We start from the raw sequence: 11068 nt of genomic DNA, 5'->3' as shown, positions 1-11068 counted from the left end.
CTCAGCCTCCCTGCAGCAGGGTTGTGAGGAGCGCCACGCTGGCGAGCAGCAGTGCGGCCAGGGCGGCCACGAGCACATGGAGTTGCGGCTTGGCCAAGTCTTCGACGGCGGGCAGCGACTGCGGTTTGCCGAACATGAAGCTTTGCATCAGCACCACGGCCGCCCAGGTCCACAGGATCCAGACCGCCATGATGGCGGCGGCGATGGTCGGGTCGCTATGCAGGGCGATGCCCGTGAGTACGAAAAAACCGGGGAACACCGGGCTGGCCACGGCCGCCAGCGTAGCCAGCGTGAGGCCGCCCGCGAGGCGGGGCTGGTGCAGGTGAAGTCCGCCGTAGAGACCGCCGTAGGCGGCGCCGAAACGTCGTTCGAGCGCGCCGCCCACCAGTGCCATCAGGGCCAGCGGCGCGCCGAGACCGAACGCGGACAGCCAACCCGAAATGGAATCCGGGTGCAGGAGCCAGAGCATCGCGTAGGTCGAGGCGCCCAGGTAGGCGGTCCACAGGCGCAGATCGCGCGTGGCCAGCAGCCTTACGGCGTACAGCAGTGCGCTCAACAGCACCCACACGCGCAGCCAGTGCGGCAGGGCGGGGTCGCTACCCAGCAGCATCACGCCGACCAGCGGCCACAGCAGGAACAGTGCGGCGCGGATCGGCGCTGACTTGATCCGGCGGCCTAGCAACTGCACGAACAGCGCGCTGAAGGGGAACACTGGCAGGAACAGCAGGGCTACCACGAGTCGCGGCGTCAGTTCGGTCATCACAGCCACCTCAGCCAGCGGTTGAGTCGGGCGGACGCACGGAACAGCACGCGACCGAACAGAGAGTAGAAATCGCTGATATAAAGTTCGCGCGAAAGGTGCGTGTAGGCGGCAAGCCATATCACGCCTTCGCGCCGGTCGCCGCCGCGCCGGTCTGAGCGGTAGACCAGCAGCCAGCCCGCGAAGATGAACAGCGTGATCACGCCTACCAGGGCGTAGAACCAGGGCTGGGTGATGCCGGCCGCGTGATAGATGGCGAGGCGCATGTCTTCATCCGGATACAGGAGTACGCCGAAGGCGTAGCTGATAAGGGTGTATCCGACCACGATGATCAGCAGGGAAAAGATGGCCAGCGCGATCATGCGCCAGGGGTCGGGGGTTTCCATGCGATGGATCGAGTACAACAGCTGTGCGCCGGTCATCCAGCCGAAGAACAGCAGAATCACCGCACCCTGCTCCTGGAAGATATCGTTGCTCACGAACCAGTGCGCGAAGCCCAGCAGCAGCGCCGGCACCGCGACCGTGAGCAGCGCCATGGCCAGCCATGAGGGCTTGCTCGCGCTCGGCTGTCGTTCGACCACGAAGGTGTAGACGCTGTTCTTCGGCACGTTGTCGCTATGGCGGGCACTGCCGATGACGCCGCCGGAGCTCAGGAACAGCGTGCCCTTGAACAGCCCGTGGGCGATGAGATGAAAAATGGCCAGGGAGAATGCGCCCAGGCCGCACTCCATGATCATGAAGCCCATCTGCCCCATGGTCGAATAACCCAGCGATTTCTTGATGTCGTTCTGAATGAGCATCAGCATCGAGCCGATGATGGCGGTCAGCAGCCCGACCAGGAAGGCCCAGTGCAATACCGGGCCTGCGTCGATGAAGAGCGGCGCAAAGCGGTTGATGACGAAGGCGCCCGCATTCACGATGCCGGCGTGCATCAGCGCCGAGACCGGCGTCGGTCCTTCCATGGTGTAGGGCAGCCAGGTATGCAGCAGGAACTGCGCCGAGCGGGCGAAGGCCGACAGCACAATCAGCGCAGCGGCACTCATGACCACCGGGATGCCCGCGGCCGTAACCGAGGGATTGTCGCGCACCAGTTCGAACAGGTGGGGCAGATACAGAGTGCCGTAGGCGTGATACAGCAGCACGGCGGCGATCACGATGGGCAGGTCGCCGAGGCGGTAGGTCAGCAGGGTCCAGAGCGCATAGCGCTGGGCGCTGCGGCTGCGCGTCTCGAAACCGAGCAGGAAATACAGCAGTACACCGATCAGATGCCATGCGACCAGCAGCAGAATCAGATTGCCCGCCGTGACCATCAATATCAGCGAGGCCGTCATCAAGTCGAGCAGCATGAAGAAATGCGCGTAGCGGGGCTCTTCGGCCATGTAGCGCAGGGAGTAGAGATGCACCACCAGGCTGATCGCGGCGATGACCAGGGCCATCAGCGTGCCCAGGGGGTCGAGCAGCAGCAGGGGCTGGCCGCTTTGAGCGGTGGAGTGGTGCGGCGACAGCAGCTGTCCGGCGAACAGCACCAGCGCCGCCAGCAACGTGAGCACGCTGAAGGTCGCGCTGATCCGGCCCGCGCGCAGAGGCGTGCCGGCCGGCGCGAGCCTCACGGCTAGCGCCGAAACCAGCGGCAGGCAGGTGAGCAGCAAGAGCAGTACGTCCATCGGTCTCCCGTCCTTATTGTCTACCGGTCGACCGCCTGCCGGCGACCGGGTGCGCGTCCGCGTTCCTCTCTATAGCGGTTCCGGCGCCGTGTGGCCATGGCGCGCTGCCGTCCGGGTGGCGCCTGCCGACGCGGGACATGCCTAACGCAGGCTTATGCGAGCCATCAAATTGTGTTATGGAAACACGATAAATTATAGATGGATTTAATCTGAAATCGACGCATGGATGCAAGCCCTGGGGAAGTCGGGTAGTTGACGGCCTTGGCGTCCGGGACATGCGCGCGGGGTATGGCGTGGCGCCTCGATGCGTGCCGGTCTGCCTGGCGGACGATGGCTGCGCGTTGCGTGTGGAAAGCGGTATGATGCGGGTGGATTCGAGCGCCTGAGGGCGGCTCTGCGATATCGATGACGATCCGGACCAACTCGATAAGAACAGGAGATAATTGCATGAGCAGATGGACTGTGGTGACTGCCGGTGTGCTGCTGGCGTCTGGGGGTACGGCCTGGGCGGGCGAGGTCAATACCGCCATCGTCAACGCCGATCGTTATCTTTCGGTCGAGGTCGGGGGGTTGCAGCAGAACTATCGGGAAACCATGAACGGGACGGTGCCGGACAAGGAACAGGGTTTCATCCCTCGTATCGGCGTGGCGTATTCGCTGCTGGGGCTGGAATATCCTTTCCGCTTCACGCTGGGCGCCAGCTACGCCAGCGGCAGCACCCATTACATCGGCAGCCTGCAGAACGGCACGCCCTACGACAGCAATACCGGCAATCATATCCTCGACGCCCATGTCGGCCTGGGCTATGCCTTCGGCTTCGGCTCCTTCGCGCTCATCCCGGGCCTTGAATACGGCGAGCACAGTTGGGAGCGCAACATCAACAACGGTGCCTCGCCGGGCTATCAGGAGCGTTATGGCAACCAGTACATGGCGGCTACCCTGGAGGGGCAGTTCGCCCTGAGCCAGAGCACGGTGCTGAGCCTGTCCGGCGCCTACGGCACGACGCTGAATCCGACCATGACGAACGACAGCGTGCCCGGATTGACCTACTACCTGGGTAACCAGCCTTGGGCGCGGGTGGGGCTCGGTGTGGATTATGCAGCCTATCAGCATCTTCATATCGGCCTGAAGCTGAGTTATACGCGGTTCAAGTACGGCCGGTCGGCGACCTACACGGTGACGATACCGCCTTATGTCTACACGACCTCCGAGCCGGACAGCGAGACCCAGCAGACCGCGTTCAGTCTTACGATGAGCTATAACTTCTAGCCCGCTGCCCGGATTCGGCGCGGTGCCGTCGGCGGCGGCAGGAGGTGCGGTATGGGCGTGACGTTTCACGGGTTGCCTGCCGGGCTCGCGCTGGGTGTCGGCATGGTCTGCGCCTGGATGGCCGTGCTGGCGGTGCGCCGGGCGCCCTGGCGCAGATTCATCGCCGAGCCTGCACTGATCCATCTTTTTGTCGTCGCGGTGCTGTGTCTCGCGGCGCTTTGGCGCCTGCGGGTGGGCACCGCGCCCGAACTGGCCCTGCATTTTCTGGGAATCGCCACGCTGACCCTCATGTTCGGCTGGGCGTTGGCGCTCATGGCTGCCGCGCTGGCCGTGCTCGGCGGCGCCCTGGTCTGGGGCGCGCCGCTTGCATCGCTGCCGCTGGAGCTGTTCGCGGTCGCGGTGCTGCCGGTGGCGGTATGCTGGGGGCTCTATCGCCTGGTCACGCGCTACCTGCCCGCACACCTGTTCGTGTATCTCTACCTCTGCGGATTCCTCGGCGGTTTGCTCAGCATGCTGGTTAGCACCGTCGCCGTGGCGGGCCTGCTGGGGCTGGGTGGTCTCTACCCGCCGCAGCGGCTGATGCACGACTACTTGATGTACCTGCCTCTGCTGGCGTTGCCGGAGGGTCTGCTCAACGGCATGCTGCTTACCGCGCTGGTCGTGCTGCGGCCCGATTGGCTTTCCACCTACAGCGACGCGCGCTATTTGCATGGCAAATAGCCGTACGTTGCGGATTTGGCTAAGATTCAAGGGGATCGCCGCGTCGTGAGCGTGGCGGCGCATGTAAGACAACATCTGCGACTGAAAAGGGAGAAGGCCATGGTATTGAGTGGAAAACGTATGGTGGTCGGTGGCGTGGCAGCCTTGTTGCTGCTGAGCGGCAGCGCGGCGATGGCTGCGGGCGACATCGCCGCGGGACGGGCGAAGGCGGCGATGTGCATGAGCTGTCATGGCGCCCAGGGCATCAGCGCGGTGCCGACCTATCCGAATCTGGCCGGCCAGAAGGAAGCCTACCTGGTCAAGGCGCTGCACGAGTTCAAGGATGGCACGCGCAAGAACGCGACGATGAACGCGATGGTCGCGTCGCTCAGCGACAAGGACATCGACAACCTTGCCGCCTACTTCAGCAGCCTGAAACCGGGCAACTGCAAGTAGCCGCGGGGCGCCTGGCTCCGGATGGCGTGCGCGCCATCCGGGCTCGGCATCAGAACAGCGGGCCGCTGCCTGCGATCACGACGACGATCAGTCCCAGAACCAGATTGACGCCGATGAGCTGACGGATCTGGCCGAGCCGGCGCCCGGCTTCCGCGAAGTCCTCGGCCACGATCGCGCGGCGCATGCGCTTGAAGGGCGCAAAGAAGATGTGCGCGTAGAGGGCCATCATCACCAGCCCGATACCGAACATGGCATGGATGTAGGGCGCGCTCTTCATGCCGCCCAGGTAGGCGAACATCATCCAAAGGCCGGTGCCGAGCAGCAGCAGCACCGCGAGCCATACCCACGGAAAGAAGCGCGCGAAGGTCGCCTCCCACAGGCGCAGCCGCGGTGGCGGTTCGAGCACGGCGACGGCGGCCGGACGCAAGGCCATATAGGCGAAGAACATGCCGCCGACCCAGACGACGGCGGACAGCAGGTGCAGGGTGATCAGCAGCATCAGCATGGCGGTTCCTCGACGTATCGGCGCCCCGCGAAGCCGGGACGGCGCGGGCATTGTGCTTCAACGTACGACCGCCGGACAACCGGTCGCTGGCCGAGGGCTGTAAATCCTTATCCGATGGGTTAGAGTGCGCGTCCTTGGAACCGACACAGAGGTAGGCGTCCGTCATGGCTAACGACAACCTGATTGCACCTTCCATCCTTTCGGCGGACTTTGCGCGTCTGGGCGAGGAGGTCAACCACGTGCTGGCGGCCGGTGCCGACATCGTCCACTTCGATGTCATGGACAATCATTACGTGCCGAACCTGACCATCGGCCCGCTGGTCTGCGAGGCGCTGCGCAAGCACGGCGTGACTGCGCCCATCGATGTGCACCTGATGGTAAAGCCAGTCGATCGCATCATTCCCGATTTCGCCGCGGCCGGCGCCACCTACATCACCTTCCACCCCGAGGCCAGCGACCACGTCGACCGCAGCCTGCAGCTGATCCGCGACAGCGGCTGCAAGTCCGGCCTGGTATTCAATCCGGCCACGCCGCTGTCCTACCTCGAGTACGTGATGGACAAGGTCGACATGGTATTGCTGATGTCGGTGAACCCGGGGTTCGGCGGCCAGAAATTCATCCCGGCGACCCTCGACAAGCTGCGTCAGGCACGCCGCCTGATAGACGAGTCCGGGCTGCCGATCCGTCTAGAGATCGACGGCGGTGTAAAGGTGGACAACATTCGCCAGATCAAGGAAGCGGGTGCCGACACCTTCGTCGCCGGCTCGGCGATTTTCGGCGCCGGTCGCGACGAGGATGCCAATCGTTACGACAGCGTCATCGCGGCCATGCGCGACGAGCTTGCCAAGGCAGGCTGATGACATGTTGCAGCGTCCGAAGCTGATTCTCATCGATCTCGACGGCACCCTGGTCGACAGCGTGCCCGATCTGGCGTGGTGCGTGAACGAAACGCTGGATCGACTCGGCATGGCGCGGCACCCCGAATCGGCGATACGTCAGTGGGTGGGCAATGGCGTCGACCGGCTGGTCGAACGCGCGCTGGTCAACGATATCGACGGGATGCCGGAAGCCGATCTGCGCGCGCGCGCGCTGCCCATCTTCTACGAGCTGTATGCCGAACATACCGCCAAGCGCAGCCGTTTGTACCCCGGCGTCGAGGCGGGACTGGACGCGTTCGCGGCGATGGGCTGTCATCTGGGCTGCGTGACGAACAAGGCGGAACGCTTCACCCTTCCGCTGCTGGAGCAGCTGGGCATACTGGGGCGCTTCGGGCTGGTGGTCAGCGGCGACCAGTTGCCGGAACGCAAGCCCTCGCCGCGGCCTCTGCTGTATGCGGCCGAGCATTTCAGGGTCGCGCCGGGCGATTCCACCATGATTGGCGATTCCCGCAGTGATGTCGCAGCCGCTCGCGCGGCAGGTTTCCAGATTGTCTGCATGAGCTACGGCTACAACCATGGCATCGACATACGCGAGGAACAGCCGGATGCGGTGGTCGACGCCATGAACGAGATTCCGGCGCTGTTCGAGCCGCAGGCCGCCGGCTGATCCGGCGCATGCGCAGCCACTAGCCAAGCGCGCAGCGCCTGTGTTTATAATCGGGCTGCGGCAAGCGTTGCCGCAGAACCTCTTCGAAAGAAACGGGCATGGGCAATTTTCGAGTCAAAGCGATGTGGTGCACGATGCGATGGTGGCGCTGATCCAGCTTCGCCCCAATCGCACGCCCGCAAGCCAAGACTCGGAAGACCGCCATGAGCCCTGAACAGTTCGCCCAACTCGCCAAGCGCGGGTTCAATCGCATTCCTGTCGTCCGCGAGGTACTTGCGGATCTCGACACGCCCCTGTCCGCCTACCTCAAGCTTGCCGACGCCCCCTATACCTACCTGTTCGAGTCGGTGCAAGGCGGCGAGAAATGGGGGCGCTATTCCATCATCGGCCTGCCCGCGCGAGAGGTCGTGCGCGTGCACGGCCACGAGGTGACGCTTGAAGCGGCCGGGCAGGTGATCCTGCGCGAGCAGGTGGACGATCCGCTGGCCTGGATCGAGACCTTCCAGGCGCGCTACCGCGTGGCCGAGCGCGACGGTCTGCCGCGCTTCACCGGCGGACTGGTCGGCTACTTCGGCTATGACACCATCCGCTACATCGAGCCGCGGCTCGCCCGCGGCGCCGAAGGCAAACCGGATCCCATCGGTTGTCCGGACATTCTGCTCATGGTGTCCGAAGAGGTGGTGGTTTTCGACAATCTGAGCGGCAAGCTGTCCTGCATCGTGCACGTCGATCCCGACGAGGCGGGCGCGCACCAGCGTGCTGAGGAACGCCTCGCCGCGCTTGCGTACCGGCTGCGCGAGGCGAATGCTGGCTACCGCGCGCACCGTGCGGCCAAGCGTGTGGACGAATCCGATTTCGAGTCCAGTTTCTCGCAGGCGGGCTACGAGGACGCGGTGCGACGGATTCGCGAGTACATCGTCGAGGGCGACGTCATGCAGGTGGTGCCGTCGCAGCGCATGTCGATCCCGTTTTCGGCGCGCCCGCTCGACCTCTACCGTGCGTTGCGCCAGCTCAATCCCTCTCCGTACATGTACTGCCTGAACCTTGAGGATTTCCACATCGTCGGCTCGTCGCCGGAGATTCTGGCGCGGCTGGAGGACGACCTGGTCACCGTGCGTCCGATCGCGGGTACGCGGCCGCGCGGGCGCGATGAGGCCGGCGATCAGGCGCTGGAGGCGGAGCTGCTGGCTGACCCCAAGGAAATCGCCGAGCACCTGATGCTGATCGACCTCGGTCGCAACGACGTCGGCCGCGTCAGCGAGGTGGGATCGGTCGAGGTCACCGAACAGATGGGCATCGAGCGCTATTCGCACGTGATGCACATCGTTTCGCACGTGACCGGCCATCTGCGCCCCGGTTTGGGCGCGATGGACGTGCTGCGCGCCACCTTCCCGGCAGGGACCGTCAGTGGAGCGCCCAAGATACGCGCGATGGAGATCATCGACGAGCTGGAACCTGTGCGCCGCGGGGTCTATTCGGGTGCGGTCGGCTATCTCGCCTGGAACGGCAACATGGATACCGCCATCGCCATCCGCACGGCCGTGATCAAGGACGGCACGCTGCACATCCAGGCCGGCGGCGGCATCGTCTACGATTCGGTGCCTGCCACCGAGTGGGAGGAGACGCTGAACAAGCGTCGCGCCATGTTCCGCGCCGTCACCCTGGCCGAAGCCGGGCTCGACGGCTCGCACCGGTGAGGGAGGCCATACCATGCTGCTGATGATCGACAACTACGATTCCTTCACCTACAACTTGGTGCAATACCTCGGCGAACTGGGGGCTGAGGTGACGGTCCGCCGCAACGATGCGCTCGCGCCCGAAGACATCGAGGCGCTCGCGCCTTCGCACATCGTCATATCGCCGGGGCCCTGCACGCCCAACGAGGCGGGCATTTCGCTGGCCGTGATCGAGCGTTTCGCGGGGCGCATCCCCATCCTCGGCGTCTGCCTGGGGCATCAGTGCATCGGTCAGGTGTACGGCGGTCGCGTGGTGCATGCGCGCGAGATCATGCACGGCAAGACCTCGCCGATTCATCACGCCGACCGCGGCGTGTTTGCCGGTTTGCCGGAGCCGATGCAGGCGACGCGCTACCACTCGCTGGTGGTGGCGCGCGACGGGTTGCCCGATGCGTTGGAGATCACCGCCTGGACCGAAAACGAGGCGGGCGGCTTCGACGAGATCATGGGGCTGCGTCATCGCGAGCTGGCGGTGGAAGGCGTGCAGTTCCACCCGGAATCCATTCTCACCCCGGAAGGGCATGCGCTGCTGGCCAATTTCTTGCGGGTCGACTCGCCGCGGAGGGCCGCCGCATGACCCTCGCAGAAGCCATTGCGCGACTGCTTGCGCGCGAGGATCTGGGTACCGCCGAAATGACCGATGTCATGGGTCTGATCATGGGGGGCGAGGCGACGCCGGCGCAGATAGGGGCCTTCCTCATGGGGCTCGCGATGAAGGGCGAAACCGTCACCGAGGTGGCGGCGGCAGCGCATGTGATGCGCAGCCTGGCCACGCCGGTGAGCATCGATATCGAAGGCGTGGTGGACATCGTCGGTACCGGCGGCGACGGCGCGCGCACGTTCAACGTGTCGACCACCGCGAGCGTCGTGGTCGCGGCCGCCGGCGGCCGCGTGGCCAAGCACGGCAACCGTTCGGTCTCGAGTTCGTCGGGTTCCGCGGATGTGCTCGAGGCCATCGGCGTGCGCCTGGACCTGAAGCCGGAACAGATCGCACGCTGTGTCGAGCAGGTTGGCGTCGGCTTCATGTTCGCGCCCATGCACCATGCCGCCATGAAGCACGCCATCGGCCCGCGTCGCGAGATGGGCGTGCGCACGATCTTCAACGTGCTCGGCCCGCTGACCAACCCGGCCGGCGTGCACAATCAGGTCCTGGGCGTCTACAGCTCGCGATGGCTGGAGCCACTGGCCGAGGTGCTGCAGCGACTCGGTAGCCGGCATGTGATGGTGGTGCATGCCGAGGACGGGCTCGATGAGATCAGCATCGCCGCGCCCACGCGCGTGGCCGAATTGCGCGACGGCAGGATTTCGAGTTACCGCCTGACGCCGGAAGACTGCGGCCTGACGAGCGCATCCCTGGACGAGATCCGGGTCGAGGACCCGGCGGCCAGCCAGGCGATGATGGCGGGCGTGCTGGCCGGCGAGGCGGGCGCCGCGCGTGACATCGTGTTGCTGAACGCCGGTGCGGCGCTTTATGTGTCAGGGCGTGCCGCGAGCGTGTCCGAGGGCGTCGCCCAGGCCTCCGCCGCGATCGACAGCGGCGAGGCACGCAGGCGGCTCGACGCGCTCGCGCGCTTCACGCAGCAGCTGGCGGAGGCGACGGCGGAATGAATGCGCCTGCGCACGACATCCTGCGGACCATTCTGGCCCGCAAGGCGGAAGAGCTCGCTGAGCGCCGTGTGCGGCTGCCGCTTGCCGGACTGCGCGCGCGCCTCGATCAGGCGCCGCCCGTTCGCCCCTTCGCGGTCGCGCTCGAGACCAGTATCGCCGCCGGAAGGGCGGCCGTGATCGCCGAAATCAAGCGCGCTTCGCCCAGCAAGGGGCTGATCCGCGAGCATTTCGATCCTCCCGCGATCGCCCGCAGCTACGCCGCCGGCGGCGCCAGCTGTCTGTCGGTGCTGACCGACCGCGATTTCTTTCAGGGCGACGACACCTTTCTGCAGGCGGCGCGCCAGGCCTGCAAGCTGCCCGTGCTGCGCAAGGATTTCGTGATCGACCCGTATCAGGTCTATGAGGCGCGTGTGCTGGGTGCGGACTGCATACTGCTTATCGTCGCGGCGCTCGACGATGCGATGCTGGCCGATTGCCTCGCACTGTCCCGAGAGTTGGGGATGGATGCGCTGATCGAGGTGCACGACGCCGACGAACTGGCGCGCGCCCTGGCGCTGCCCGGCGGTCTGCTCGGCATCAACAATCGCAACCTGCGCACCTTCGAGACGCGTCTGGAGACCACCCTGGATCTATTGTCGCGCCTGCCTGCGTCGCGTCGCGTGGTGACCGAAAGCGGCATTCACGCGCCGGCTGATGTCGCGCGCATGCGGGCGGCTGGCGTGCACGCATTTCTGGTCGGCGAAGCCTTCATGCGCGCGGATGATCCCGGCGCGCAGCTCGCCGCGCTGTTCGACTGATGCCGCGCCGACATGCGCGCTGGAGGTGA

12 protein-coding genes are annotated in these 11068 nt (G+C 65.4%); 9 read left to right on the top strand and 3 right to left on the bottom strand.

Annotated features, from left to right (window positions below; genetic code table 11):
* Position 1: 1 nt before the first annotated feature.
* The gene (locus THPRO_RS11675; RefSeq protein WP_052064722.1) at positions 2–760 is read right to left on the bottom strand and encodes a hypothetical protein; all 759 of its coding nucleotides are present in this window, start codon (positions 758–760) and stop codon (positions 2–4) included.
* Positions 760–2424, bottom strand: coding sequence for a proton-conducting transporter transmembrane domain-containing protein (locus THPRO_RS11670; RefSeq protein ID WP_065089676.1), 1665 nt, complete (start codon positions 2422–2424; stop codon positions 760–762). The genes THPRO_RS11675 and THPRO_RS11670 overlap by 1 nt, the downstream gene beginning before the upstream one ends.
* A gap of 447 nt (positions 2425–2871) precedes the next feature.
* Between THPRO_RS11670 and THPRO_RS11665 the strand changes: the two genes are divergently transcribed.
* From THPRO_RS11665 to THPRO_RS11655, 3 genes are all read left to right on the top strand, one after another.
* Positions 2872–3693 carry an FKBP-type peptidyl-prolyl cis-trans isomerase gene (locus THPRO_RS11665; RefSeq protein ID WP_145930848.1) on the top strand — a complete coding sequence of 274 codons (822 nt, stop codon included), beginning with the start codon at positions 2872–2874 and terminating at the stop codon, positions 3691–3693.
* A gap of 51 nt (positions 3694–3744) precedes the next feature.
* Complete coding sequence (locus tag THPRO_RS11660) at positions 3745–4413, top strand: energy-coupling factor ABC transporter permease (protein WP_065089674.1); 669 nt, start codon at positions 3745–3747, stop codon at positions 4411–4413.
* 99 nt (positions 4414–4512) lie between these two features.
* Positions 4513–4848 carry a c-type cytochrome gene (locus THPRO_RS11655; protein WP_038093861.1) on the top strand — a complete coding sequence of 112 codons (336 nt, stop codon included), beginning with the start codon at positions 4513–4515 and terminating at the stop codon, positions 4846–4848.
* Positions 4849–4897: 49 nt separating this feature from the next.
* Here the strand turns inward: THPRO_RS11655 and THPRO_RS11650 are convergent, their stop codons facing one another.
* Complete coding sequence (locus THPRO_RS11650) at positions 4898–5353, bottom strand: CopD family protein (protein ID WP_038093865.1); 456 nt, start codon at positions 5351–5353, stop codon at positions 4898–4900.
* A 164-nt stretch (positions 5354–5517) separates the two neighbouring features.
* On the opposite strand from THPRO_RS11650, the gene rpe reads away from it, so the two are divergent.
* The 6 genes from rpe to trpC all read left to right on the top strand — a co-directional run bounded on the left by rpe (position 5518) and on the right by trpC (position 11039).
* A complete protein-coding gene (gene rpe / locus THPRO_RS11645) occupies positions 5518–6210 on the top strand; it encodes a ribulose-phosphate 3-epimerase (RefSeq protein WP_038093868.1) in 693 nt (230 codons plus the stop codon).
* Between the two features lie 4 nt (positions 6211–6214).
* Positions 6215–6898 carry a phosphoglycolate phosphatase gene (locus tag THPRO_RS11640; RefSeq protein WP_038093871.1) on the top strand — a complete coding sequence of 228 codons (684 nt, stop codon included), beginning with the start codon at positions 6215–6217 and terminating at the stop codon, positions 6896–6898.
* 203 nt (positions 6899–7101) lie between these two features.
* A complete protein-coding gene (gene trpE / locus THPRO_RS11635; protein ID WP_038093875.1) occupies positions 7102–8595 on the top strand; it encodes an anthranilate synthase component I in 1494 nt (497 codons plus the stop codon).
* A 13-nt stretch (positions 8596–8608) separates the two neighbouring features.
* Positions 8609–9211 carry an anthranilate synthase component II gene (locus tag THPRO_RS11630; protein WP_065089673.1) on the top strand — a complete coding sequence of 201 codons (603 nt, stop codon included), beginning with the start codon at positions 8609–8611 and terminating at the stop codon, positions 9209–9211.
* Positions 9208–10242: an anthranilate phosphoribosyltransferase gene (gene trpD / locus THPRO_RS11625; RefSeq protein ID WP_038093881.1), complete on the top strand. Its 1035-nt coding sequence runs from the start codon at positions 9208–9210 to the stop codon at positions 10240–10242. The genes THPRO_RS11630 and trpD overlap by 4 nt, the downstream gene beginning before the upstream one ends.
* Entirely contained in the window at positions 10239–11039 is an 801-nt protein-coding gene (gene trpC / locus THPRO_RS11620) for an indole-3-glycerol phosphate synthase TrpC (protein WP_038093885.1), read from the top strand. The genes trpD and trpC overlap by 4 nt, the downstream gene beginning before the upstream one ends.
* Positions 11040–11068: the final 29 nt, after the last annotated feature.

It is taken from the genome of Acidihalobacter prosperus (genome assembly GCF_000754095.2).
Classification (GTDB): Bacteria; Pseudomonadota; Gammaproteobacteria; order DSM-5130; family Acidihalobacteraceae; genus Acidihalobacter; species Acidihalobacter prosperus.
Note: the sequence above shows the minus strand (reverse complement) of the source record. Positions and strands in the feature narration are given on the sequence as shown.